Here is a 23,948-nt window from a genome sequence, read left to right on the forward strand (position 1 = left end):
GCGGCGGCGGGTGAATTACCGCTGATCGGGATCGAAACGACCGATTCACTTTCCAGAAACTGTGACCTGGGTTATAGTCGGTAGAATCAATTCCAGTTTTCGGGAGGCGTCCATGACCATCGTTGACATGAACGACACACTGTCCACCGTCCAGAACGCCGCCGGGCAACCCAAGAAGGATCTGCCGCCGTCGATGGTCGAGCGGATGACATTGATTCTCGACGCCTTCGACGGCCGCGCCGCGCGGCTGACGCTGGAAGAAGTCGCGTGCCGCACTCAGTTGCCGCGGTCCACCGTCCACCGCATTCTCGATCAGCTCGTCAAGCTGGACTGGGTCGATCACGCATCGTTCGGCTACTGCCTCGGGCGCCGCGCGCTCGGCCTCGGTGGTGGCGACGGCGGCCACAGCCAGATCCGCGAAGCCGCAGCACCGCTTCTGCACGAACTGCACCTGCAGACCGGCATGGTCGTTCACCTGTCGGTGCTCGACGGACGCGAGAGCGTCTACCTCGACAAGGTCGGCGGACGATTCGCCGCGGCGCTGCCGTCCCGCGTCGGCGGCAGAGTGCTCGCTCATTCGACGGCCGGCGGCAAGGCGATGCTGGCATGGATCGACCCCGAGCGCGTCGACGCTCTGTTCGGGTCGGCACTTCCCCGCTGCACCGAGAACACCATCACCGACGTCGCCGTGCTCCATCAGGAACTGAACCGCATCCGTCAGCGTCGGGGACTGGCTTTCGAACGCGGGGAGTCGGCGCGTGGAGTCGCATGTGTGGCTTCGGCAATTCGCGGACACGAGGGTCCCGTCGGCAGCATCGCGTTGTGTGGTGACATGCGGACCGCTCAGCTCGAGCGAGTTGCTCCGCTGGTCGTCGACGCGGCTCGCGAGGTCTCGCGGACGTTGTACCCCGAACTGGGTGCTCCTCGACGCGGCCGCAAGACGCCTCCCGTTCCGACCAATACGTTCTCGGCGGAGACGATGGATCGCCTGCTGGCAGCGTCGTCCGACCACTGGATCTGACGTATTTTGATCGACTTGTCTCGCTGATCGGGACGAGTCATAGCAGCTCAGCGGTACTGATGGCACCGTTCGGACCATGACGACTGAACTGAGCTACGAGGGAACCCTGAAGGAACTGCAGACCGATCTCGGTGTGCTCCGGTACCACGAAGCCGGCGACGGCCCGCCGCTCCTGCTGCTGCACGGTTCGGGCCCCGGTGTCACGGGTTGGCGTAATTACCGCGGCGTTCTCGCGGACTTCGCGGAGCACTTCCACTGCTACGTTCTCGAGTTCCCCGGATTCGGCGTCAGCGATCCCGGCCCCGACCACCCGATGATGATGGCGCAGGCATCGGTGGGGATGTTCCTCGACGGCCTCGGCCTCGGACCTGTCCACATGATCGGCAACTCCATGGGCGGCATCGTCGCCACCAAGGTCGCGATCGACGAACCGCACCGGGTGAGCAAGCTCGTCACCATCGGCGGCATGGGAAAGAACACCTTCTCGCCGGGCCCCGGTGAAGGCATCAAACTCCTCATGGAGTTCACCGACAACCCCACTCGCGAAGCTCTCGTCCGCTGGTTGCATTCGATGGTCTTCGACCGCGCCGTCGTCACCGAGCAGCTCATCGAAGAGCGTTGGGCCCTGGCCACCGAGCCGACGACGCTCGAGATCGCCCGACGGATGTACAGCAGCAAGGCCATGGCCGCCATGGGCGCGGCTGCCGCTGCGTCGACCGCCGTGCCGTACTGGGCGCAGCTGAACAAGATCAAGGCGCCGACGCTGTTGACCTGGGGACGCGACGACCGCGTCAGCCCCGTGGACATGGCGATACTGCCGATGCGTGATATCCCCAACGGCGAAGTTCACATCTTCCCCAACTGCGGACACTGGACGATGATCGAAGCCCGTGACGCCTGGGTCGCGTCCGTTCTGGCATTCCTGACGCGTCCAGAAGGCAAGTAAGGGGCTTCGCCCCCGTGCGCCTTTTTGGTAGCCCCCACTACCAAAAAGGCGCACCGGGGGTGCTCCCACTCACCGGGAAGCGTTTCTGCACTTCGGCGGGCTACCTGCCACCGTTTCACCAACAGATTTTCATTCTGCCCAGGCACTCGCCGGGTAGCGAAACCAGAAAGCCGGAAAAATCATGGGTCAGGTTCTGGACAACATCTCACAGTTCGCCGACGAGATCCGCGCCGACGGAGTCGAGGGCGACAAGCTGATGCGCTTGACGGACGGCAGCGCGAAGCGCCTGCGCGACTCCGGCGTCATCCGGATGTTCCAGCCGAAGGAATTCGGAGGCCTCGAGGCACATCCGCGTGAATTCGCCGAGACGGCAATGGCTATCGGCGCGATGGACGGTGCCACGGGCTGGGTCAGCGGCATCGTCGGTGTTCATCCGTGGGAGCTTGCGTTCTTCGACCGCAAGGCTCAGGAAGAGGTGTGGGGAACCGATCCCGATACGTGGATGGCGTCGCCGTATGCGCCGATGGGCGTGGCGAGGCCAGTCGAGGGTGGGTACATCCTCAACGGTCGTTGGTCGTTCTCCTCCGGTACTGATCACTGTGACTGGATCATGATCGGCGCGATGGTCGGTGACGAGTCCGGCAAGCCGTTGATGCCGCCGAAGCACCTGCACGTACTGCTGCCGCGCTCCGATTACGACATCGACCAGGACAGCTGGAATGTCGTGGGCCTGCGCGGAACCGGGTCGAAGGACCTGATCGTCAAGGACGCGTTCCTGCCCACCTACCGCACGATCGACGCCGGAAAGGTGTACGACGGGACGGCGTGGAAGGAAGCGGGCCGTACGGAGACGTTGTACAAGTTCCCGTTCTCCTGCATTTTCCCGTTGGGGATCACTTCGTCGTTGATCGGTATCGCTGAGGGTGCGTTGGCGTGCAACATGGCGGCGCAGCGTGAGCGTGTGACGGTCAGTGGTGTTCCGATCAAGGAAGATCCGTACGTGTTGTTCGCGATCGGTGAGGCTGCGGCCGAGATCGCTGCTTCTCGGGCTGCGATCTTGGAGACGGTGGATCGTTTCTGGGACATGACCGAGAAGGGGCAGGAAGTTTCGTTCGAGCTGCGTGCGATCGGTCGGCGTACGCAGACTGCTGCTGCGTGGCGTGCGGTGCGGGCGGTGGACGAGATCTTTGCTCGTTCCGGTGGTGGCGCGTTGCAGTTGAACACGCCGATGCAGCGGTTCTGGCGTGACGCGCATGCCGGTCTCGCGCACGCGATCCACGTACCCGGTTCCATCTTCCACGCGTCGACGCTCTCGCAGCTCGGTGGCGAACCGCAGGGCATCCACCGCTCGATGATCTAGTCCCACAATCACTCTCGAAGCAAGGACGGTTAGGCATGACTGAAATTCGGGGCCTGGGGTATCTCAGGATCCAAACGCAGGACGTGGCTCGCTGGCGCGAGCTCGTGGTCGACGGACTCGGCCTCGCGGTCGGTAGTGGCCCGGAAGCCGACGGCCTCTACTTGCGCCTGGACGAGCGTCGTGCGCGACTGATTGTCCTGCCCGGTGAGACGGACAAGGCCCTCGCAGTGGGCTGGGAAGTGCGAGATCAGTTCGCGCTCCAGCGTGTTCGTGAAGAGGTCGAGAAGGCCGGAGTCGAGGTCGAGGTTCTTTCCGAGGTCGACGCCAGCTACCGCGATGCCGAGCAGGTCATCGCATTCGACGATCCCAACGGCAACCGTGTCGAGGTCTTCTTCGGACCGGTACTCGACCACAGCCCGTTGGTCACCCCGCACGGCGGCCGCTTTGTCACCGGTGATCAGGGACTCGGCCATGTGGTGCTTCCGGTTACGCGTTTCGACGAGGCGTACACCTTCTACACCGAGGTGCTCGGATTCCTCCCGCGCGGTTCCATCCGTCTCGGCGGAATCGATGCGCCGCCGCCGGCTCGCCGCGTTCGCTTCATGGGTGTCAACCAGCGCCACCACAGCCTGGCGCTGTGCCCGGCGCCGCCGGTTGACGAACCCGGTCTCGTGCATCTGATGATGGAAGCCGAGACTCTCGACGCCGTCGGTCAGGCTCTCGATCGTGTTGCCAAGCTCGGCTTCTCGATCTCCTCGACGTTGGGTCGCCACACGAACGACAAGATGGTCTCGTTCTACGTGCGCGCACCCGGTGGCTGGGATCTCGAGTTCGGTTGCGAAGGCACGCTTGTCGACGAAACCTTCTACACCGCTGAGGAAATCACGGCGGACAGCTACTGGGGCCATGACTGGTCCGACAGTGAACCGCTGGCCGCGTTCACTCCCAAGAGCTAGTTCTGACGCAACAAAAAAGCTCGGTCCCGACGCCTGTCGGGACCGAGCTTTTTCGTGTGCTCGATCAGGAAGCTGCTGCTGCCAAACCGGTTTCGAGGTCGGCGAGGATGTCGTCGATTCCTTCGATACCGACCGCGAGGCGGACGAGCCCCGGGGTGACACCCGAAGCGAGCTGCTCCTCGGGGGTGAGCTGCGAGTGCGTCGTCGACGCGGGGTGGATGACGAGTGAGCGAACGTCACCGATGTTGGCGACGTGGCTGTGCAGCGTCAGTGCGTTGACGAACTTCTTGCCTGCATCGACTCCACCGGCGAGCTCGAACGCGACGATAGCGCCGGTTCCCTTGGGAGCCAGCTGCTTTCCACGCTCGTGCCAGGGTGAGGATTCCAGTCCGGCGTACGCGACCGACGTGACTTCGGCGCGGCCCTCGAGGAACTTCGCGACCTTCTGGGCGTTGGACACGTGGCGCTCGATGCGCAGGCTCAGTGTCTCGATGCCCTGCGAGATGAGGAAGGCGTTGAACGGTGCGATGGCCGAGCCGAGGTCGCGCAGAAGCTGAACGCGTGCCTTGAGGGCGTAGGCGGGTGCACCGAGATCGGCGAAGGTGACGCCGTGGTAGCTGGGGTCGGGGGTCGTGAAGTTGGTGTGGCGTCCCTGGGTCCAGTCGAACGTGCCGCCGTCGACGATGACGCCGGCGATCGCGGTGCCGTGTCCACCAAGGTATTTGGTGGCGGAGTGGACGACGATGTCGGCGCCGTGCTTCAGCGGCTGAATGAGGTACGGAGTTGCAACCGTGTTGTCCACGATCAGCGGGATACCGTGCTCATGAGCGACTGCGCTGATGCCGGGGATGTCGAACACGTCGTTCTTGGGGTTGGAGATGGTTTCGCCGTAGAACGCCTTGGTGTTCGGACGGATCGCCTCACGCCAGTGATCGAGGTTGTCCGGGTCCTCGACGAAGTCGACGGTGATGCCGAGCTTGGGCAGCGTGTAGTGGAAGAGGTTGTACGTGCCGCCGTACAGGCGAGGGCTGGAGACGATGTGGTCCCCGGCCTCGGCGAGGTTGAGGATCGCGAAGGACTCGGCGGCCTGACCGGACGCAACCAGCAGAGCCGCGACTCCGCCTTCGAGAGCGGCGATGCGCTGCTCGACGGCGTCCTGCGTCGGGTTCATGATGCGGGTGTAGATGTTGCCCGGCTCGGCGAGGCCGAAGAGCGCCGCCGCATGGTCGGTGTTGTCGAAGACGTAGCTGGTGGTCTGGTAGATCGGAAGCGCTCGAGCGTTGGTAGCGCTGTCCGGGCCCTGTCCGGCGTGGACCTGCTTGGTTTCGAACGACCAATCTGCGGTCGGATCGGTGTCGACGGGGGTGTTCTCGCTCATGAATTCATACTCCGTGGTGAAGGTGGGTTGGTGCGGGTCAGGCGGTTGCGACGACTGTATGCACTGGGACGGGATTTCGGGTGAGATCGAGTACGGGGCAGTGGGCGTCGACCGTCTCCTGCAACTCCAGGTATCGCTCGCGAGTTTCCGGACCGGTCAGGGTCACCACGACGCGAACCTCGGAGAATCCCGGGCGGACGGCATCGTCGAATCCGAAGAATCCACGAACGTCGAGGTCGCCTTCTGCCCTGGCCGAGATGTCGTCGAGCGCGATACCGAGCTTGTCCGCCCACACACGGTAGGTGACCACCTGGCAGGAGAGCAGGGATGCGAGGTAGTACTCGACGGGATTGGCTGCGGTGTTCTCGCCGCCGAGGGCCGGCGGCTCGTCGACCTCGACGGTGTACTTACCGAGAGAAATGGTGCTGGCAACGGCGTCGTGCGCCTGAGCGGATGCCTTGAAGACGACGTGCGCTTTGCTTGCGTCCTTGTCGATGGCGTCGGCATTGGCTGCTACGACGGAACTCAGGTGCGAGATCGAAGCGGTGGTCATGACAGAAATGTCCCCTGATCTGGGTGTACATACGAGTATCGACGTGAGCGGCGCTCACGTCGTAGGTCCGATCAGTAGATCGGACACCCGGATGTACAGACGTGCGCAAAATCGACATGGCGTCGCCGCGTCAGCAGCGTGCCCGTCTCGTATGCGCCAATTCCCGTCACGGAAGAGACTGTAACCGGTTCACACCCTTTCCGACCAGCCCTATAGGAAATCCGTCTCGGATCGTGGTCGCTCATGTGGGCGGCAGTCCGCTCCACTGCGGCGTCCGACGGCTCGCAAAAGCGTCGAGTCCTTCGGCGATGTCCGGCGATCGGAGCACCGCGTCCTTGGCGTCGTCGGTGATGGTCCATCCGGCAGTATCGGCCTCGGCGTAAAGAGCGTCGATTGCCTTCAGGCTCAGGCTTACCGAGGTCGGAGAGGACTCGCAGATCTCGGCCGCCATCACCAGAGCCTCGTCGAGCGCCTTACCCGGGGCAGTCACTGCATTGACGACGCCGAGATCTTTGGCCCGATCGGGATCGAGAGTGCGCCCGGTGATCAGGAGTTCGCGAGCGACATTGATCGGAAGGGCACGTGGCGCCCGAAAGAGCGCGCCGGACGTCGCAACCAGACCGCGTTTGGTTTCGGGTAGTCCGAATTGGGCTGTGGCGGAGGCGACGATCAGATCGCAGGCCAATGCGATTTCGAAGCCGCCGCCCAGCGCGTATCCCTCCACTGCGGCGATCAAAGGCTTGTTTCGCTGACGCCGAATGACGCCGTACTCACCGCCGCGAGGCATGCGAAGGTCGGCTCGCTCTCGGATATCGGTTCCGGCGCAAAAGATGTTGGGGGTTCCGGTGATGATGCCGACCCACAGAGAAGGGTCGTCGTCGAGAAGGTTCAGTGCGGCTTCGATTCCCTCGGCAGTTTCACGATTGATCGCATTACGACGTTCTTCGCGTTCGATCCTGACGATGAGAACGCGGTCGTGGCGTTCTGTGGAAACAGTCGACATAATTGGACTGTAGTCCATCTATCGAAGGGGTGGTGCGTCAACTGGCGAGACCGACATTGGACACATTCCGGACTGTGGCGAAGACTGTGTTCTGAGGCGGAGAAAGGCAGGTCGACGTGATTTCCAAACGAGAACAGAACAAGCGCGACACCAACGACAGGTTGCTCTCGGCTGCTCGAATTCTGTTCTCGGCGCAGGGTTTCGCCAGCACGACCGTCGACGACATCGCCGAGCGAGCCGAGGTGTCGCGAGCCACCTTCTTCAATTACTTCCAGGGCAAGGACTCGGTTCTCGAGGCGCTGCACAGTGATCATCTCGATCAGCTTGCGGCACTGGTGGATCAGCTCATGGAATCGCCGATGCCGACCTCTGATCGGATCTCCCGGATTTTTCAAGACTTTGCGCAACAAGCGATCATGCATCCGCGCTATCTGCGCATGGTGACTGCAGAACTCGAGCGCGACTTCGCCTCCTCCGGAGCGGGGGCGGCACACGATCATCGGTTCCATGTGGAACTTCTGCGGATCGTCACTGCCGGTATCGAAGCCGGCGAAGTGAGATCGGACTACCCGCCGCTGTTTCTCGCGCAGATGATCGGCGGTACGTACGGAGCGTTGGTTCGCTTCTGGCGGCAAGACGCCGATTACGACGTGGTCGGCGAATTCGATCGCGGTGCCAGGTACGTCGCGGAAGGCATCGCTGCTCGCTGAGCCGACTCAGGACGTGGTGCCGGCTCAGGGTGTGGGCACTACCAGGGGCAGCATCTGCTGGACGCTCTCCGAAAGATAGTTCGCGGCAGTCTGATCACCGGACAGGTGGCGAAGAAGACTCTGCTGGAACAGGCCGTCGAAGATCGCGTACATCGCCGGCGAGGTGACCGAGGGCTCCACGTCGAGAAGCTCGGCATAGCGAGAGACGATGCGCCAGATCATGTTTTCGAGACTCTCGTCGATCGCGGCCACGTCGGTTCGGAACGACTCCTCGAACATCGACTGCGCGCGCAGGTCGTACCAGAGGCGGTGCATCGTCGGCTCGTCGATCATGGTCTCGGCGAGCAGCGCGCCGAAACCCGTTTTCAGTTCCTCCGGCGTCTGAGCGGTGGCGACGATGCCGTCGTAGCGGGTGACGCAGCGTGCCTTGTAGTGGCGCACGCAGTGGGTGATGAGATCGACCTTGTCGCTGAAGTAGTAGTGCAGGACGCCGTGGGAGAACTCCGAATTCTGGGCGATTTCGCGCAGGCTCGTGCGTGCGTAGCCCAGTTCGGCCAGCGTTTGCAGTGCGGCCTCGGCCAGTTGATCACGTCGCTCGGAGAATTTGTCGACCTGACGACGTGACACCTTGTCGGCGTTGGACCGCTTCTCCGAAGAGACAGGAACCGCCTTTTTCCCTGCCTCACTAGGCTTCTCGACTGTCGTGGTCACGATGGCACGTCCTGTTCCCTGCGGTTTCCACAGCGGCACGATCGCCGCGTCCGAATCAGTGTAACCCCTGGTCTTTGACGAGCGTGTAACAAAATCTTGACAGTCGTCAAGATTTCTCTTGACACTCGTCCAAAGTTGAATACTCTGTGACTCACACCACTTGGCAGCGTCGCTGTGAACGGTGGCATCGCGAGAGTCGTTTCAGTCATGGAGGCAGTCGAAAATGAGCGTGTTTGATCTCGAGGGACGAAAAGCACTGGTCACAGGTGGTGCCAAGGGGCTCGGAGCCGGAATGGCTGAGGCGTTGGCGAAGGCGGGGGCGTCGGTGATGATCGGCGATGTTCTCGAAGACGAAGGTCGTGCCACCGCAGAGGCCGTTGGTTCGGGCGGAGTCAAAACCGGCTTCGTAAAGCTGGACGTCACCGACGACGCCAACTGGGAAGAGGCAGTCGCCGCCACCGCGGAGACTCTCGGCGGCTTCGACATCCTCGTCAACAACGCAGGCATCGAGATTTCTTCGCTGGTGGTCGACCTCGATCCGGGCGACATCCGCCGTATGTGTGAGGTCAACATCCTCGGCACGGCGCTCGGAACCAAACACGGACTGCGCAGCATGCGTCCGGGTGGCGTAGCCGGAACCGGCGGCTCCATCATCAACATCTCTTCAGTGGCCGCAACCATTCCGTTTCCCGGGATCAGTGGATACTCCGCGACCAAGTCCGCGGTCGATCGCTTCACCAGAGTTGCCGCCGCCGAGTCGGGCAAGCTCGGCTACGGAGTCCGTGTCAACTGCATCTACCCGGGCCTCGTCGCCACGGAGATGGGTCTCGGACTCGCGGCGGACATGGAGAAGCTCGGCCTCTGGCCCAGTGCCGAAGCGGCAGTCGGCGACGTCATCGGTCTCACCCCGCTCGGCCGCCTCGGTGAAGTGAACGACATGGCTGACGCCGTGGTGTTCTTGTCCTCCGACGCCGCGCGATTCATCACCGGAATCGGCCTACCGGTCGACGGTGGAATGGGCATGTAACTGCCCTCCCCATTCGTACGTACATCCTTCTCACGTCTTCGAAAGGTTCCACGAACATGTCCGAAAAGAAGCCCGTCATCGTTTACGGCGTCTCCGGGTACACCGGCCGTCTGGTGTGTGAATACCTGCGCGAGTTCAACATCCCGTTCATCGCGGCCGGCCGCGATGCCGCTCGCATCCAAGAGGTCCTCGACAAGATCCCCGGTTTGGACACCGTCGATCACGAGGTCGTCGAGGTCGAGCACACGGTCGAGGCTCTCACCGAATTGTTCGCCGGTGCACAGGTTGTCAGCAACATGGTCGGACCTTTCATCAAGCTTGGCGGCACCGTCGTCGAGGCTGCGTTGAATGCCGGTTGCCACTACATGGACACCACCGGTGAGCAGGACTGGGTACTCGACGTCCAGGAGAAGTTCGGCGACAAGTACCAGGAGAAGGGCCTGCTTCTCTCGCCCGGTATCGCGCAGATGTACACCACCGGTGAGATCGCGGCCAACATCGCACTGGAAACGCCGGGTCTCGATACGCTCGACATTCTCGTGCTGTGGAAGGGATTTCCCACCTATGCCTCCACTCAGACGATCTTCACCATCCTGAAAGCGAACTGGTACTACCTCGAGCAGAACAAGTACGTGCAGTGGGCGCCCGGCCAGACTTTCGACGTCGTCGTTCCCGGCCAGCACGAAACTGCGCTTGCATTGCCGTGGGGCGGAACTTGCCACCCCGTGTGGTTCAAGAACGATCCGCGAGTTTCCAACGTCAAGGCTGCGGGCGGAGTGTTCGACCGCACCGTGATGGAAGGTGTTGTCGCGACACAGAAGATCGTGGAGGAGCAGATCAAGACCCTGCCCGCCGACGAGCAGGAAGCCGCCTTGGCCGAGATCGCCGGTTCGGTTCAGGCGGGTATGCCCCCTCGTGAAAATCCGCGCATCAACACTTCACTCGACTCCGTCTACGCGTCGGGACCGCTGGGTCGCTCGCACGTCGTGATCCACGGAAACTGCAACTACAAGCAGACGGGCCTCCTGCACGCCTATGCAGCGCATTCGTTGCTTCAGCAGGCGCCCAAGAGGACCGGGCTTGCCTCGGCTTGCCAGGCGTTCGGCCATCGCGAACTACTCGGCGCGCTACGTAGTTTCGGGCTGGCTCTGGAGCCGGAAGTAACCATCAACGCCTAGCTCGTCGCCCTCGTCATGTTCACGGCTCCCGGCGTGCATCGCGCCGGGAGCCCCGCCCTGGAGGCTCCCCATGCGTTTGACCGACTATCTCGACAAGGGAGCCTCTCTTGGTTCCACCGCACCGTGTTTGACGATGGGGGAGCGCACTCTCTCCTACGGCGAGGTGCAACAGTTCAGCCGACGCTTCGCAGCTTCGCTCGCGGCTTCGGGCATCGCGGCGGGCGAGAAGGTCGCGATTCTGTCCGGCAATGACCCGATCTCGTTCTCCTGCGTATTCGGTATCAGTAGGGCTGGCGCGGTCTGGTGCCCGATCAACCCCCGCAACGAAGCTGCGGAGAACCGAGACCTGTTGGATCTGTTCGATTGTCGCGCTCTGTTCTTCCAGAAGTCCTATGCGCCGCTCGTCGACCAGATCAAGGACGCGCTTCCACAGTTGGTGACGCTCGTCTGTATCGACGGCGAATGGGATTCGGCACAGTCCCTCGAAAGCTGGCTCGGGGAAGAAGAACTCGATGTCGCGGCGCCCGACGACGTCACCATGCTGGTCGGTACCGGTGGTACGACGGGCCGCCCCAAAGGCGTGATGTTGACCGGGCACAACATCGAGACGATGACCGCAATCACTTTGATGAGTTATCCATTCGAGGGGCGCCCGGTGTATCTGGCGTTGGCGCCGTTGACTCACGCCGCCGGTGTTTTGTGCTTCCCGATCATGGCCCTCGGCGGCGAAGTGGTGATCATGCCGAAGCCCGATCTCGGGTACTTCCTCGCGAACGTTCAGAAGCACAAGGTGACTCACACCTTCCTGCCGCCGACGCTCATCTACATGTTGCTCGAGCACGAGGACCTCGCGGTAACGGATCGTAGCTCGCTGCAGTGTTTCTGGTACGGCGCGGCACCGATCTCCCCGACCAGGCTCGAGGAGGCGATCGACAAGATCGGACCGGTCATGGCTCAGCTGTTCGGGCAGAGCGAAGCCCCCATGATGATCTCGACGATGTCACCGAAGGAGCATTTCGGCCCGGACGGCACTGTCGCAACGTCACGACTTTCGTCGGCGGGTCGACCGTCGCCGCTGGTGACCGTGGGGATCATGGACGACAAAGGCGCGCTGCTCGGACGTGGCGAGCGTGGTGAGGTGGTGATTCGCAGTTCGTTGGTGATGGCGGGTTATTACAAGAACTCCGACGCAACCGCGGAAGCGTCAGCCCACGGCTGGCATCACACCGGCGACATCGGGTACCTGGACGAGGACAATTTCCTGTTCATCGTCGATCGTGCGAAGGACATGATCATCACCGGCGGTTTCAACGTCTATTCGGTCGAGGTGGAGCAGGCACTCATGGCGTATCCGGGGATTCAGGACTGCGGAGTGATCGGGTTGCCGGACGACAAGTGGGGCGAACGTGTTGTGGCAGTGGTGCAGCCACACCTCGGCGCAGACATCGACGGCGCCGAGGTGCTGGCTTTCGTGAAGTCTCGCATCGGAAGTGTGAAGACTCCGAAGCAAGTCATCGTCTGGGACGATCTACCTCGCTCCAAGGTCGGCAAAGTTCTCAAGAACGAGATCAAGAGCGAGCTGACTGGCTGAGATCACGACTCGCACACCACGTCTTCGGCGGGCAGTGAGCCGTCGAGCAGGTACGAGTTGACGGCGGCGTTTGCGCAAGTATTCGCGTAGCCCGGGAACACCGCATGAGTGCGGCCTGGAACTGTCACGAGCCGTGAGCCTTTCATCGCTTCATGCATGCCGAGGCCTTCGTCGTACGTCGTGCGGGTGTCACCGGTTGCCTGGATCTGCAATGCCGGAACGTTGTTGTCGATGTCGATCCGCTTCGGGGCCTCACTGCGCCAGAACGCGCAGGGCATGATCGTGTTGTGCGTGCCGGCGAAGATCGGCTGATCACCACGGTGCTCCTCCAACTTGTTGCGATACCACGCGGGATCGCTCGGCATCGACACGTCTCCGCAGACAATGGCGATTGTTCCGGCATAGTCCGGGCCGGTCCCCAATTCGGTCTGGAACCACGCCTGCATCAGTCCCGTCAGCTGGGGATGGATGTCCTCGACGGTCTTGCCTGCGGCGAGTTCGCGCAACTGAACCAATACCTGCGCGAATGCCTCGCTTTCCTTTTCGGTGTCCCCGGTTCCGTTGACGTACATCAGGAATGGAAGGACGTGATCGTCGACGGCGTAGTCACCGATCTGAATCGGAGTGGTGGCGGCGTCCGAGATCAGCTTCTCGATGAGGGCGCGAACTTCGGCGGGCGTCGATCCGAGTGCATAGGTGGAGTTGTGGTCTGCTGCCCACTGTGAGAATCCGTTGATCGCTTTCTCATTGGCCGGGCCCATGTCCTGGAACATCTCGTATCCGTATTTCTTCGGGTCCGGTGCGCTGTCGAGAACCACACGGTCGATCCTGTCTGGGAACATTTGAGCATAGGTCGCACCAAGATATGTGCCGTACGACCACCCGAAGTACGACGCCTTCTCCTGGTCGAGGGCGCCACGAATCACGTCGAGGTCGCGGGCGATGTTCTGAGTATTGATGTGCGGCAGATAGTCCGGGTACTTGTCCCAGCATGTGTCAGCGGCCTCGCGTGCGAGCGCAACACTTTCGTTCCACCCTTCCTCTGTGGTACCCGGTGAACGCATCCATGTCATCTGCTCGACGCCGCAGTCGATCGGCGTACTCTTGCCGAGCCCTCGGGTGTCCATGCCGATGACGTCGTATGCCGCTGCGACTTCCGGTGTCATCCCGGCATTCAGAATCTCGGGCAATCCCAGTCCGCGGCCACCCGGGCCACCAGGGTTGGTGAGCAGGATCCCGCGTCGCTGTGCGGGGTCGGTGGATGCGACCCGCGAGATCGCCACTTCGATCGTCTTGCCGTCAGGGGCGGAATAGTCCAAAGGTACTGTGACCATGGCACAGTCAGTTGCCGTCGATGTTCCGGTGTCTGTGGCGCATGGCCCCCATTCGACATCCTGGTCGTGGAACGCGCTGAGATTCGATTGTGAATCTTCCTGTGGAGCAGCAGGATCCGAGCACGCCGCCAGCGCAGGTACTGCGAGTGCGGCAGCGGCGATTGTGGTAGCCAGCCACTTTCGTGGTCGAGGCGTGCGTGATCTGGGCATGATGGATCCAGTCATTGTCGTGTCGTGTCCTTGTTTCGAGCCCATTTTCGGGCAGCGTTGATCACCCCACTTCCGATGTGGGGATTCAGTGACGGAGTTTCAGGGTCGAGACTGGCGGGCAGCGAACTCGGCCGCTACAGCCTTCGCGAATCTTTCCTGGGTCGGGGTTCTTCGATCTGCTTGGTGCTCGCGCAGCACCGCTACCAACCGGGTGGGTGAAGGGCGTTCCGGTGCGGCCTGTTCAGGAAGCACTCTCTCGGTGAAATCGCAGAACTGAATGGCAAGGGCCGCAATCGTGTCGGCGTCCGCCGGAGCGTCGGTGAGGGCGTACATGCGAGTAATCAATTCGATTGCCTGCTTGCGGTTCGGCTTCGCCAACGCCCGGCGGTGTGCGCTCAGGAGTGAATCGCAGACTTCGGGATCACCCCCGGAGACGGTGAGCGCGAGGATCAGGAGTTCGCGCTCGTTGTCGATCCACGCTGTCGGTGCACCGGCAACGACATACTGTGCGAGCACTTCCGAAAACGCGTCGGGTAGTTCGGGATCGGCGTTGCGGCGTAGCGACTCGATGTGAGCACGTTGAACCGCGATCTGTTCGGCCTTGGCTGCCAGTTCCTTGTCGAGTGCGTCGAGTGCGGACCGGGTGTCGTGAGCGTCGCCGTCGAGCAGTTCGGCGATCTTGGCAACAGGAATCCCCAGATCGCGCAGGCGGCGGATGCGGCTCAGTCGTGCCAGGTCCACCGCCCGGTACATGCGGTAGCCGTTGGGTTGGCGTTGTGGTTCTTCGAGAAGCCCGTTCGAGTGGTAGTAGCGCACGGATCTGACGGTGGTGCCGGCCAGATTCGCCAGCTCGCCGATGGTCATCATCGCCTCGCCCTCCCGTTTGTCGATTCGGATTTCGTCTGTGGAAACCATTCTCCAACCCTGACGCGGCGTCAGGGTCAAGGTGCGCGCCGGAGAACGTGACCGTTGACACTTTAAGGACATAGCCTTAATCTGGATCTTGTCCGTTACGACATCGTCGATTCCGAGGAAGTGCCTTGATGGCTACCCTTTTGCCTGCGGCAACGATCTTTCCGATCCCCACCGATCCGCTTGCTGCCTATGGTCCACTTGTCGCTCGCCGGAATCCCGAGTCCGTAGTTCCGGCGCCGTACGAACACTTTGCGGTCAAGGCGGTCACGCCGACGATCGGAGCGGAAATCTCCGGCATTCGACTCGGTGGGGACCTGTCTGATGCCGTGATTGCGGAACTTCGCCGCGCTCTCCTCGAATGGAAAGTCCTCTTCTTTCGGGATCAGGACCTCGGCCGAGCAGAACATCGAGCTTTTGCCGAGCGTTGGGGCGATCTCGAACAGCATCCGTTCTTCAAGTACACGCAGCCAGGGCAGACGGACGTCGATGTCACGACGCTGGCCAAGGATGCGATGGTCGGCGGCGTCGAGAACAACTGGCACAACGACGTGACGTGGCACGAGTTTCCTTCATTTGCCGCCGTACTTCGTGCAGTCGAGGTGCCAGAGGTGGGTGGTGACACGTTGTGGGCTGACACCGCTGCTGCCTACGATCTGCTTCCGGAAGACGTCAAGAAGCGTATCGACCCGCTTGTTGCAGAACATGATTGGATCAACTCGTTCGGTCGGTCGATGCCGGCGGATGCGGTCGAGATGTTGCGTCCGAAGTTCCCCGCGGTGCAGCATCCGGTGGTTCGGGTCATTCGGGAAAGCGGCAGGCGGGTGTTGTTCGTCAACATGACCTTCACGCAACGGATCTTGGGCGTATCCGAAGAGGAATCGAACGAACTTCTCACGATGCTGTATCGCCACGTCAATCGTCCGGAATTCCAGGTCCGACTGAAGTGGGAGCCGAATACTGTTGCCTTCTGGGACAATCGGACCTGCCAGCATTACGCGGCCAGTGACTACTTCCCGGCTCGTCGTGTGATGGATCGAATCTCGATTGTCGGCGATCGGCCAGTGGGCGTCGGGGACTGATACGACGCTCAGCGCCTCACGATGTCTACTACGAATAGTAGTAACGCACCTCACATAGTTTTTCGACGCCTTGTCGATATGATTTCGACAAGGCGTCGATAAAAGTCGGCGTAACTCGCACCGACGACTTTGGAGCTTCCCGAATGTTCCTCGCCCTGCGTGAACTGTGGTTTGCGCGAAATCGATTCCTCTTGATGGGTGCCGTGGTTGCCCTCATCTCGATCCTGATGGTGATCCTGTCCGGCCTCTCGTCCGGCCTGGTCAATGATGGTGTGTCCGCGTTGCAGCGGACGCCGATTCAGGCGTTTGCCTTCGCGCCGGACACCAAAGCCGACTCGGCGTTTTCGCGCTCGGTCGTCACCGAGGAGCAGGCGCAGGCATGGCGCACGCAACCCGATGTCCAAGACGCCGAGCTCTTCGGCAACATGATCGTCAATGCAAAAACTCGCAGTGGCACGCCTGTCGATCTCACGCTCTTCGGTATCGAACCTGGCTCCTTCCTCGAGCCCGTCACCGCCGACGGGAGGGGACTGCAAGCCGACACGGACATCATCGTCAGCTCTACCTTCCGTGATGATGGTGTTGCGATCGGTGACACGGTGATACTCGATCGACTCGGTACGGAGCTGACAGTTGTCGGATTCACCGAAGACAAGCGCACTTTCGGGCACGTAGACGTCGCCTACCTGCCCCTGCGTACCTGGCAGGAGGTTCACGCCGGTGCCAAGATCGGCGAAACCGCCAACGCCAGTGCGTATTCCGAAGCGAGTGTTGTCGCGATTCGCGGGCTGGACGATACACTGCCGAACCTCGTATCGGGCGATGTGGCGGCGGGAACGTCCGCAAAGACGCTCGAGGAATCTTTCGACTCCTCACCGGGCTTCTCCGCGGAAATGATGACAATGTCGATGATCAAGGCGTTTCTGTACGCGATCTCCGCACTGGTCGTCGGTGCATTCTTCAGTATCTGGACAGTTCAGCGTGGTCGCGAACTCGCAGTGTTGCGTGCGATGGGAGCCTCCACCGGCTTCCTGCTTCGCGACGGCATGGCACAGGCACTGGTAGTGCTGCTTGGTTCCATCGGCATCGGTGTGTTGCTGGGCTTGGGGCTCGGCTCGGGACTCGAAGGCGGTGGGATGCCGTTCGCTCTGGAGTCCGGCCCTGTCGTCAACGGCGCAGTGCTCTTGGCGGTACTCGGGCTGATCGGCGCAGCCGTTTCCATCGTCCGCGTTACGCGTGTCAACCCGCTCACCGCATTGGGGGAAAACCGATGACCACAGTCGAAAAAACCACTACCGGACTGGTATTGACCGCTGTCAGTCTTCGATTCGGTGACGGTGACTCCACAGTGCTCGCCCTCGACAACGTGGACCTCGAGGTCACGGGCGGCGAACTCGTCGCGATCGTCGGGCCGTCAGGGGCTGGAAAGTCGAGCTTGCTCGCTGTGGCAGGCGGACTCGGTCGGCCGTCGAGTGGAACGATTGTCATCGACGGCGTCGACGTGTCGGCGATGCCGGCCCGTGCATTGGCCAAACTTCGACGAGACAAGGTCGGCTTCGTCTTTCAATCCGGCAATCTGATTCCAGCGCTGACGGCGCGCGATCAGCTTCGGCTGATTCCCAAGCTCACGGGGCGGCCGGGGCGCGATCCCGAGGAATTGCTCGACTCGGTCGGTATGAGCCACCGTGCGGATCGTCGACCTGGTCAACTCTCCGGCGGCGAACGACAGCGCGTCGGTATCGCTCGGGCATTGATGAGCAATCCCTCGCTACTGCTCGTCGACGAGCCGACGGCTGCTCTCGACCGAAAACGTAGCCATGAGGTGGTTGAACTGCTCTCGCGCGAAACTCACGAGGCCGGCGTCGCTACGATCATGGTGACCCACGATCACGACGTGCTCGGGCACTGCGACCGCATCCTCGAAATGGTTGACGGTCGATTGCGTCAGAGCGAGTAAGCCCGCAAGGGGACTGGAGGAGATTCGGTGCCGAGGATCGATGCCCCCACTGTGGTCGAGCATCGTGCTGCTCAGCGGCGTGCCCTCCTCGACGCTGCACACGCTCTTCTGTCCGAGACCCCGGACCGGCCGCCGGGGCTCGGTGAGGTGGCAGCGAAGGCCGGGCTCGCCAGGTCGAGTGCCTACCACTACTTCCGGTCCCGAGAAGATCTCCTCAGTGCCGTCGTCGAAGATATGTTCCCGCGCTGGAACGACAAGATCGTCGAGGCGATGGCAGGCGCAGACGATCCGATATGGGCTTACGTCGAAGCAAACCTCCAACTGGTAGCCGACGGGGAGCATGCGATAGTCGGAGCGCTGGCGACGCTGACCCCGCAAACGTTTCGAGATTCGCGGATCATGGAAATGCACGACAGTCTTGTGCTTCCGCTTGTCGAGGCCCTTCGCCTCCGTGGCGTGTCGGACCCGAAGCTCACCGCCAAGTTGATCAACTCGCTGGTGCATACGGGTACTGAACTGATCGAATCCGGTTGCAGCATGGACGAAGTCAGGTCCGCCGTGCGTGAGGTCCTCGCGTGACGGGCAGCCTCAGGCCGTAATCAGATCCATCCGAAGGTACTCGGTGATGCGGAGCAGTCTCGGGGGTTGGGACACGTCTGAGGAAAGTGCTTGAAATGCTTCGTCTTTCGTGACGAGGCGCGGGGAGCCAAGGCCCACCTCCGTCTCGTCGACCGACAGTCGAGCGCTCCCCGCTTTCAAGACGTTCTGCACCCAGTCCGAGCCTGATCCGTACACCAGAATGAAGACGTAGCCACCCTCGACCGGATAGGCGTCGAGAGGTGTCCGGTAGGTCGTGCCGGATGTGCGTCCGACGTGTGTCAGTACCGGCCATTTCCCGCTCGAGATCGCGCGAGGATTGAACACTCGCTTGTTGACGTGTCCCCACCATCTCGGCATCGGCATTGCGGTCTCCCTTCGCGAGCGCCTTACGAACGTAAGGCTGGCTTACACCTGTAAGGGTGACTTACGGATGTAAGGTTGTCAACGTATTCGTTCCTCGGAGGGGAGTCTGTGTGTCACGGCAGCCGCGACAGTCGCTGAACAGGACTCGCGTAATCGAGGGTGCGATCCGCGTTGCCGACGCGGGTGGTGTCGAGGCCGTCACGATGCGACGGGTGGCCCAGGAGTTGGGCATCGAGGCGATGTCGCTCTACCATCACGTGCCCAACAAAGATGCGATTCTCGACGGCCTCGTCGATGCGGTCTTCGAGGCGATCGACCTACCCGACGGCGAGTGTGCGGATTGGCGAGATGCAATCCGTGGACGCGCCTTTTCCGCTCGCACAGTCCTGTCGCAGCACCGTTGGGCTCTCGGTTTGCTGGATTCGCGACGCAACCCTGGCTCGGCGACCCTGCGTCATCTCGACGCTGTGCTCGGAGTCCTCCGGAAGGCCGGGTTCACGCTGCCGATGGCCGCCCACGGAGCCTCGCTGATCGACAGTTACATCGGCGGATATGTTCTCCAGGAGGCGAATCTGCCGATGAGCGCACCCGGCGACGTCGAAGAAGTTGCGAGTGACATCCTCGAGCGCCTTCCGGCTGAAGAGTTGCCCTTCCTTCACGAGATGATCGTCGATCACGGTCTGAGTCCGGCTTACGACCACACGAGTGAGTTCGCCTACGGTCTCGATCTCATTCTCGATGCGCTGGAGGCGCGTCGAGGATCGGCGACACCGGTCCTCGAATAGCGACGATTCGTGTCCAGTTGCTCACCCTTACTGAGGTGACGCAAGGTGTGTGCACGCGGGTGAGCTGCAGTGTCCCTATTGACAGGTGGCTGTATATACAGGACTATACATTCATCAAAAGTGACCCAAGGCACATTGCGTAGATGATGTGATGCACGCCCGCGGTGGCCGAGTCCTTCGATCGATGGAGTTCTGATGACTGAACGTCTTCCTGAGGAAGACCAGACGGGAGACAACAGTGTCCTGCTCGACGGGAGGAGGCTCTCGGTTCATCGGGTGAATGAAATTGCTCGAGAGCCGACCTTCATCAGACCTGCCGACGCCGCGCTCGAGCTCACTCGGCGGTCATGGGAGACCGCGGTTCGGGTTTCGTCTCGTCAGGCGGTGTACGGGCGCACTACCGGGGTAGGCGGGAATCGCGAAACATCCGTCTCCGACGGTGTGCAGCAGGATCTGAGGCTTCTGAGAAGTCACGCGACGGGATCGGGCCCCAGGCTCCCCGACCGGGTGGTGCGCGCCGCGATCGTCATCCGCATCAATCAGATCCTCAACGGCGGCTCGGGTATGCATCCCGACATCATCGGCGGTTTGGTTGCTGCTGTTGCTTCGCAGAACCTGCCGACAGTGCACGCGCGCGGTGCGATCGGAACGGGTGACCTGAGTGCGTTCTCCGAAATCGCCATGGGGCTGATCGGTGAGAGCCCACTTCGCGACGGACGCACCGGAGTCAGTTGGACTCCGCACCACGGTGATGCACTTCCGTTCATCTCCACCAACGCGATGACGGTGGCGATCGCCGGCGATACCAGTATCGAAGTCGCGGGTTGGCTTCAGCACTGCTTGGTTGTCAGTGTTCTTTCCGTGCTTGCGTCGCGTAGTTCGATCGAACCGTTTGCTGCACAAGTACAGTCGGCAAGAATGCACTTCGGTCAAGCGGAAGTCGCAGAGCGGGTTCGCGATCTGCTGGCACCACACGACATCACACCTGTGAGAGTTCAGGACTCGTTCGGGTTTCGCGCCCTACCGCAAATCTTGGGTGCCACCTGGCAAGCGGTGCATCGACTGCAGAACACGCTGAGTATCGAGATGAATTCGTCTTCGGAGAATCCGCTGGTGTCGGTCGAAGACGACATGGTGTTCCACAACGGAAATTTCCACGCAATGCCAATAGCCCTTGCAGTTGACGAGGCGAAGTTGGCGGTCGCCAGTGCTGCCCTGCTCTCGCAATGTCGGCTCGCCAACCTCTCCGACCCTGCTGTCACCGGCCTTCGTGCGTTCCTCGCAGACGGTCCAGACGGCAGCAGTGGAACCATGCTTCTCGAATACACGACTTCTGCTGCCATCGCCGAGATCCGCTCGTCGGCGGCACCGGGGTCGTTGGGCCACACGGTAATTTCGCGCGGCACCGAGGATCACGCAAGTTTCGCATCCCAAGCTGCAACTCAATTGGCGGACATTCTTACCCAATCTCGATTGGTGCTCGCGTGCGAACTGATCTCGGCGGTTCGCGCACTCTCGCAACAACAGCGTGAGCTGGATCCGGCGACCGAGCTCGGTGCGTACCTCGCGCGTGCGCGTTTGGTGCTGGACGCGAGGACCGAAGACCGGCCACTCAGTGCAGATCTGAGTGCCGCCGTGAACTTTCTTTCTCAACCGCTCGACCAGTAAGCAGGTGGACCGAATCACAAGTAGGTGTGTGCTCGAACGGAACTCGACCATTTCTCCTGGGTGCGTCCGGACTCAGGTCGACACGAAAGTAGTTCGTAGATGATCAAATTCGACAAGGTCACCAAGGCGTATCCAGACGGAACCATTGCCGTCGATGCTCTCGATCTGGAGTGCCCGACGGGAAAGATCACCGCGTTGGTGGGTCCTTCCGGCTGCGGCAAGACGACGTCACTCCGCATGATCAACAGGCTGATCGAACCGACGTCAGGCACGATTTCGCTCGACGGCGAGTCCACGGCGGGAATGGATCCGGCTCTTCTGCGTCGACGCATCGGGTACGTGATCCAGCACGCGGGTCTCTTTCCCCATCGCACCATCGTCGACAACATCGCGACTATGCCTCGATTGCTCGGTGCGAGTAAAAAGGAATCTCGCACTCGCGCTATGGAATTGCTCGAAACTGTTGGTCTGACAACCAACTTCGCCGACCGCTATCCGTGGCAGCTCTCCGGCGGACAGCAGCAACGAGTCGGTGTCGCGCGCGCACTGGCCGCGGATCCGTCATTCATGCTGATGGACGAACCGTTCAGCGCCGTTGATCCGGTTGTTCGCGGCCAGCTGCAAGACGAGTTTCTCCGTCTGCAGAAGGAAATCGGAAAAACGATCATCATCGTCACTCACGACATCGACGAAGCGCTGAAACTCGGGGATCAAGTGGTGGTTCTGCGTACCGGCGGCATTCTTGCGCAGGCGGCGACGCCCCTCGAATTGCTGACTCAACCTGCCGACGAATTTGTTGCCGACTTCGTCGGGCGTGACCGTGGGTACCGATCGTTGGGGTTCACGACATTGGACGGCGAGCTGCCGACAGTTTCAGAACCCGTCGCGCATCTGGGCGATTCCGCTGCGGCGGCTCGCGCACTCACGGGCGATACGTGGCTCTTGGTAGTGGATCCCGCGAACAAGCCGCTCGGGTGGGTGAGGCCGGACGCACTCACGGATTGTATTCGCCCGGATGACTTGAATCTCAGTGGAACACTTGCTGGTTCCACCGGGACGATGCGCGCTCTGCTGGATGCGGCGCTGTCAGCGCCGAGCAAGCGTGGCGTTGTCGTGGACGATACCGGACGCCTGGTGGGAACCGTCACCGCGCACGCTGCAGTGGAAGCCATCGAGGCCGCCGACCTGGCTGACGCGGGGAGGGCACTCCGATGAACTTCGAATGGCTCGGACGTCAGTCCGACCGGATCATGGACCTGGTGGGATGGCACGTTCTACTGTCGTTGATTCCCTTGGTGATCGGCTTGGTGGTCGCGTTGCCGATCGGCTGGGTCGCCTATCGCAGTCGTCGGTTGCATCCCTACGTGGTGGGCACGGCCGGATTGCTCTACACGATCCCTTCGCTCGCGCTGTTCGTGCTCCTACCTCCGATTCTGGGAACCAAGATTCTGGATCCGATGAACATCATCGTGGCGCTCACCGTGTACACCGTTGCTCTGCTCGTGCGGGTAGTGGCCGACGCGCTCGATTCGGTTCCGCCGGAGACGGTTCTGGCAGCGACGGCGATGGGTTACCGGCCATATCAGACGCTGTTGAAAGTGCAGTTGCCAGTGGGAGTTCCGGTGATCTGTGCGGGTTTGCGCGTCGCAGTCGTCTCGAACGTCAGTCTTGTCTCACTCGGCGCACTCCTGGGTATTCCGCAGATAGGTTCGTTGTTCACCCAGGGATTTCAGTTGCGTTTCTACACGCCCATCATCGCGGGTATCGCTCTGTGTCTGGTGCTGGCGTTGATCCTTGATCTCCTCATCATGTTGGCGAATCGGCTGATGACGCCGTGGACCCCGAAAGTGACTACATCATGATCAGCTTCCTTCTCGACGGATCCCACTGGACCGGGCCGGACGGCATCCCCACCCTTCTCGTTCAGCATTTGATGTACACATTCGCCGCGCTGGTGGTGGCTGCGGTTATCGCGATCCCGCTCGGTCTCTACATCGGACACACCGGCCGAGGATCCGTTGTTGTTGCTGGACTGGCGAACTCGCTACGAGCGCTGCCGACGATCGGTCTGCTGATCCTGCTGGTTCTCATCATCGCGCCGTCATTCCCGAACAAACTCGCGTATCTGATCCCCAGCCTCATCGTCCTGGTGCTTCTCGCGATCCCTCCCATACTCACCAACACGTACGCCGGAGTTCGAGCGGTCGATCAGGCTGCAGTCGACGCCGCGCGGGGGATGGGATTTCGGTCGATGCGGATCTTGACCGAGGTCGAGATTCCATGTGCCCTACCACTCATGTTGTCGGGCATCAGAAGTGCCGTGCTTCAGATCGTCTCCACTGCGACTGTCGCCGCCTACATTTCGTTGGGCGGACTCGGCCGGTTGTTGATCGACGGAAAAGCTCAGAGCGATTACGGCCAGATGGCGGCCGGAGCCGTACTGGTATCGCTGATTGCCCTGGTTTTCGATCTCGGAATCGGAGCACTGACTGCGCGGGTCGTTTCGCCTGGCCTGACCAGGCGCGATCGGAAGAAGAAGACCGAGAAGACCGCCGCCCCCTCACAGCGCACTGCTGTGCCTGAGCCCGCACCGATCTGAGGAC

General features: G+C 61.6%; 24 protein-coding genes. 17 read left to right on the forward strand and 7 right to left on the reverse strand.

What is annotated here, in order from left to right; translation table 11 throughout:
• Positions 1-112 precede the first annotated feature (112 nt).
• From QM596_RS04115 to bphC, 4 genes are all read left to right on the forward strand, one after another.
• Positions 113-1,021: an IclR family transcriptional regulator gene (locus tag QM596_RS04115; protein ID WP_020970849.1), complete on the forward strand. Its 909-nt coding sequence runs from the start codon at positions 113-115 to the stop codon at positions 1,019-1,021.
• A gap of 76 nt (positions 1,022-1,097) precedes the next feature.
• Positions 1,098-1,967: an alpha/beta fold hydrolase gene (locus QM596_RS04120; protein WP_019745379.1), complete on the forward strand. Its 870-nt coding sequence runs from the start codon at positions 1,098-1,100 to the stop codon at positions 1,965-1,967.
• A gap of 181 nt (positions 1,968-2,148) precedes the next feature.
• Positions 2,149-3,327, forward strand: coding sequence for an acyl-CoA dehydrogenase family protein (locus QM596_RS04125; protein ID WP_003940250.1), 1,179 nt, complete (start codon positions 2,149-2,151; stop codon positions 3,325-3,327).
• Positions 3,328-3,362: 35 nt separating this feature from the next.
• Entirely contained in the window at positions 3,363-4,283 is a 921-nt protein-coding gene (bphC, locus tag QM596_RS04130) for a biphenyl-2,3-diol 1,2-dioxygenase (RefSeq protein ID WP_020909199.1), read from the forward strand.
• A 64-nt stretch (positions 4,284-4,347) separates the two neighbouring features.
• Here the strand turns inward: bphC and QM596_RS04135 are convergent, their stop codons facing one another.
• The 3 genes from QM596_RS04135 to QM596_RS04145 all read right to left on the reverse strand — a co-directional run bounded on the left by QM596_RS04135 (position 4,348) and on the right by QM596_RS04145 (position 7,217).
• Positions 4,348-5,661: a bifunctional o-acetylhomoserine/o-acetylserine sulfhydrylase gene (locus QM596_RS04135; protein WP_019745377.1), complete on the reverse strand. Its 1,314-nt coding sequence runs from the start codon at positions 5,659-5,661 to the stop codon at positions 4,348-4,350.
• 37 nt (positions 5,662-5,698) lie between these two features.
• On the reverse strand, positions 5,699-6,214 hold the full coding sequence (locus tag QM596_RS04140) for an OsmC family protein (RefSeq protein WP_283308202.1): 516 nt from the start codon (positions 6,212-6,214) through the stop codon (positions 5,699-5,701).
• A gap of 241 nt (positions 6,215-6,455) precedes the next feature.
• Positions 6,456-7,217, reverse strand: a complete 762-nt coding sequence (locus QM596_RS04145) for an enoyl-CoA hydratase-related protein (protein ID WP_029537047.1) — start codon at positions 7,215-7,217, stop codon at positions 6,456-6,458.
• Positions 7,218-7,333: 116 nt separating this feature from the next.
• Here QM596_RS04145 and QM596_RS04150 point away from each other — a divergent pair, with 116 nt between their 5' ends.
• Positions 7,334-7,927 (forward strand): TetR/AcrR family transcriptional regulator, encoded by a 594-nt coding sequence (locus tag QM596_RS04150; RefSeq protein WP_003940428.1) that lies wholly within the window; start codon positions 7,334-7,336, stop codon positions 7,925-7,927.
• A gap of 24 nt (positions 7,928-7,951) precedes the next feature.
• Here QM596_RS04150 and QM596_RS04155 read toward each other — a convergent pair whose 3' ends face one another.
• Positions 7,952-8,554 (reverse strand): TetR/AcrR family transcriptional regulator, encoded by a 603-nt coding sequence (locus QM596_RS04155; protein ID WP_020909198.1) that lies wholly within the window; start codon positions 8,552-8,554, stop codon positions 7,952-7,954.
• A gap of 307 nt (positions 8,555-8,861) precedes the next feature.
• On the opposite strand from QM596_RS04155, the gene QM596_RS04160 reads away from it, so the two are divergent.
• From QM596_RS04160 to QM596_RS04170, 3 genes are all read left to right on the forward strand, one after another.
• Positions 8,862-9,665, forward strand: a complete 804-nt coding sequence (locus tag QM596_RS04160; protein WP_019745372.1) for an SDR family NAD(P)-dependent oxidoreductase — start codon at positions 8,862-8,864, stop codon at positions 9,663-9,665.
• A 56-nt stretch (positions 9,666-9,721) separates the two neighbouring features.
• Positions 9,722-10,843, forward strand: a complete 1,122-nt coding sequence (locus QM596_RS04165) for a DUF5938 domain-containing protein (RefSeq protein ID WP_283308203.1) — start codon at positions 9,722-9,724, stop codon at positions 10,841-10,843.
• 70 nt (positions 10,844-10,913) lie between these two features.
• Entirely contained in the window at positions 10,914-12,434 is a 1,521-nt protein-coding gene (locus QM596_RS04170; RefSeq protein ID WP_283308204.1) for an AMP-binding protein, read from the forward strand.
• A 2-nt stretch (positions 12,435-12,436) separates the two neighbouring features.
• Here the strand turns inward: QM596_RS04170 and QM596_RS04175 are convergent, their stop codons facing one another.
• Positions 12,437-13,978, reverse strand: coding sequence for an alpha/beta fold hydrolase (locus tag QM596_RS04175; protein WP_283308206.1), 1,542 nt, complete (start codon positions 13,976-13,978; stop codon positions 12,437-12,439).
• A 99-nt stretch (positions 13,979-14,077) separates the two neighbouring features.
• Positions 14,078-14,893 carry a MerR family transcriptional regulator gene (locus QM596_RS04180; RefSeq protein ID WP_019745361.1) on the reverse strand — a complete coding sequence of 272 codons (816 nt, stop codon included), beginning with the start codon at positions 14,891-14,893 and terminating at the stop codon, positions 14,078-14,080.
• Between the two features lie 128 nt (positions 14,894-15,021).
• Here QM596_RS04180 and QM596_RS04185 point away from each other — a divergent pair, with 128 nt between their 5' ends.
• From QM596_RS04185 to QM596_RS04200, 4 genes are all read left to right on the forward strand, one after another.
• On the forward strand, positions 15,022-15,972 hold the full coding sequence (locus tag QM596_RS04185) for a TauD/TfdA dioxygenase family protein (protein ID WP_283308207.1): 951 nt from the start codon (positions 15,022-15,024) through the stop codon (positions 15,970-15,972).
• Between the two features lie 143 nt (positions 15,973-16,115).
• Entirely contained in the window at positions 16,116-17,246 is a 1,131-nt protein-coding gene (locus tag QM596_RS04190; protein WP_283308208.1) for an ABC transporter permease, read from the forward strand.
• Complete coding sequence (locus QM596_RS04195) at positions 17,243-17,929, forward strand: ABC transporter ATP-binding protein (RefSeq protein WP_020970838.1); 687 nt, start codon at positions 17,243-17,245, stop codon at positions 17,927-17,929. Before QM596_RS04190 ends, QM596_RS04195 begins: the two co-directional genes overlap by 4 nt.
• Before the next feature lie 27 nt (positions 17,930-17,956).
• Positions 17,957-18,508 (forward strand): TetR/AcrR family transcriptional regulator, encoded by a 552-nt coding sequence (locus QM596_RS04200; protein ID WP_019745357.1) that lies wholly within the window; start codon positions 17,957-17,959, stop codon positions 18,506-18,508.
• 9 nt (positions 18,509-18,517) lie between these two features.
• Here QM596_RS04200 and QM596_RS04205 read toward each other — a convergent pair whose 3' ends face one another.
• Positions 18,518-18,892 (reverse strand): nitroreductase family deazaflavin-dependent oxidoreductase, encoded by a 375-nt coding sequence (locus tag QM596_RS04205; RefSeq protein WP_283308209.1) that lies wholly within the window; start codon positions 18,890-18,892, stop codon positions 18,518-18,520.
• Between the two features lie 110 nt (positions 18,893-19,002).
• Here QM596_RS04205 and QM596_RS04210 point away from each other — a divergent pair, with 110 nt between their 5' ends.
• The 5 genes from QM596_RS04210 to QM596_RS04230 all read left to right on the forward strand — a co-directional run bounded on the left by QM596_RS04210 (position 19,003) and on the right by QM596_RS04230 (position 23,944).
• Positions 19,003-19,677, forward strand: a complete 675-nt coding sequence (locus QM596_RS04210) for a TetR/AcrR family transcriptional regulator (RefSeq protein ID WP_283308210.1) — start codon at positions 19,003-19,005, stop codon at positions 19,675-19,677.
• A 195-nt stretch (positions 19,678-19,872) separates the two neighbouring features.
• Positions 19,873-21,345, forward strand: a complete 1,473-nt coding sequence (locus tag QM596_RS04215) for an aromatic amino acid ammonia-lyase (RefSeq protein ID WP_283308211.1) — start codon at positions 19,873-19,875, stop codon at positions 21,343-21,345.
• 99 nt (positions 21,346-21,444) lie between these two features.
• Complete coding sequence (locus tag QM596_RS04220; protein WP_070386361.1) at positions 21,445-22,560, forward strand: ATP-binding cassette domain-containing protein; 1,116 nt, start codon at positions 21,445-21,447, stop codon at positions 22,558-22,560.
• The gene (locus QM596_RS04225) at positions 22,557-23,207 is read left to right on the forward strand and encodes an ABC transporter permease (RefSeq protein WP_283308212.1); all 651 of its coding nucleotides are present in this window, start codon (positions 22,557-22,559) and stop codon (positions 23,205-23,207) included. Before QM596_RS04220 ends, QM596_RS04225 begins: the two co-directional genes overlap by 4 nt.
• Positions 23,204-23,944 carry an ABC transporter permease gene (locus QM596_RS04230; protein WP_070386362.1) on the forward strand — a complete coding sequence of 247 codons (741 nt, stop codon included), beginning with the start codon at positions 23,204-23,206 and terminating at the stop codon, positions 23,942-23,944. Before QM596_RS04225 ends, QM596_RS04230 begins: the two co-directional genes overlap by 4 nt.
• Positions 23,945-23,948: the final 4 nt, after the last annotated feature.

Source organism: Rhodococcus sp. IEGM 1406 (assembly GCF_030056745.1).
GTDB classification, from domain to species: Bacteria; Actinomycetota; Actinomycetes; order Mycobacteriales; family Mycobacteriaceae; genus Rhodococcus_F; species Rhodococcus_F erythropolis.

Coding starts and splice junctions, on each gene's coding strand:
- QM596_RS04115 (WP_020970849.1), top strand. CDS start 113: ATGACCATCGTTGACATGAACGACACACTGTCCACCGTCCAGAACGCC.
- QM596_RS04120 (WP_019745379.1), top strand. CDS start 1,098: ATGACGACTGAACTGAGCTACGAGGGAACCCTGAAGGAACTGCAGACC.
- QM596_RS04125 (WP_003940250.1), top strand. CDS start 2,149: ATGGGTCAGGTTCTGGACAACATCTCACAGTTCGCCGACGAGATCCGC.
- bphC (WP_020909199.1), top strand. CDS start 3,363: ATGACTGAAATTCGGGGCCTGGGGTATCTCAGGATCCAAACGCAGGAC.
- QM596_RS04135 (WP_019745377.1), bottom strand. CDS start 5,661: ATGAGCGAGAACACCCCCGTCGACACCGATCCGACCGCAGATTGGTCG.
- QM596_RS04140 (WP_283308202.1), bottom strand. CDS start 6,214: ATGACCACCGCTTCGATCTCGCACCTGAGTTCCGTCGTAGCAGCCAAT.
- QM596_RS04145 (WP_029537047.1), bottom strand. CDS start 7,217: ATGTCGACTGTTTCCACAGAACGCCACGACCGCGTTCTCATCGTCAGG.
- QM596_RS04160 (WP_019745372.1), top strand. CDS start 8,862: ATGAGCGTGTTTGATCTCGAGGGACGAAAAGCACTGGTCACAGGTGGT.
- QM596_RS04165 (WP_283308203.1), top strand. CDS start 9,722: ATGTCCGAAAAGAAGCCCGTCATCGTTTACGGCGTCTCCGGGTACACC.
- QM596_RS04170 (WP_283308204.1), top strand. CDS start 10,914: ATGCGTTTGACCGACTATCTCGACAAGGGAGCCTCTCTTGGTTCCACC.
- QM596_RS04175 (WP_283308206.1), bottom strand. CDS start 13,978: ATGCCCAGATCACGCACGCCTCGACCACGAAAGTGGCTGGCTACCACA.
- QM596_RS04180 (WP_019745361.1), bottom strand. CDS start 14,893: ATGGTTTCCACAGACGAAATCCGAATCGACAAACGGGAGGGCGAGGCG.
- QM596_RS04185 (WP_283308207.1), top strand. CDS start 15,022: ATGGCTACCCTTTTGCCTGCGGCAACGATCTTTCCGATCCCCACCGAT.
- QM596_RS04190 (WP_283308208.1), top strand. CDS start 16,116: ATGTTCCTCGCCCTGCGTGAACTGTGGTTTGCGCGAAATCGATTCCTC.
- QM596_RS04195 (WP_020970838.1), top strand. CDS start 17,243: ATGACCACAGTCGAAAAAACCACTACCGGACTGGTATTGACCGCTGTC.
- QM596_RS04205 (WP_283308209.1), bottom strand. CDS start 18,892: ATGCCGATGCCGAGATGGTGGGGACACGTCAACAAGCGAGTGTTCAAT.
- QM596_RS04215 (WP_283308211.1), top strand. CDS start 19,873: ATGACTGAACGTCTTCCTGAGGAAGACCAGACGGGAGACAACAGTGTC.
- QM596_RS04220 (WP_070386361.1), top strand. CDS start 21,445: ATGATCAAATTCGACAAGGTCACCAAGGCGTATCCAGACGGAACCATT.
- QM596_RS04225 (WP_283308212.1), top strand. CDS start 22,557: ATGAACTTCGAATGGCTCGGACGTCAGTCCGACCGGATCATGGACCTG.
- QM596_RS04230 (WP_070386362.1), top strand. CDS start 23,204: ATGATCAGCTTCCTTCTCGACGGATCCCACTGGACCGGGCCGGACGGC.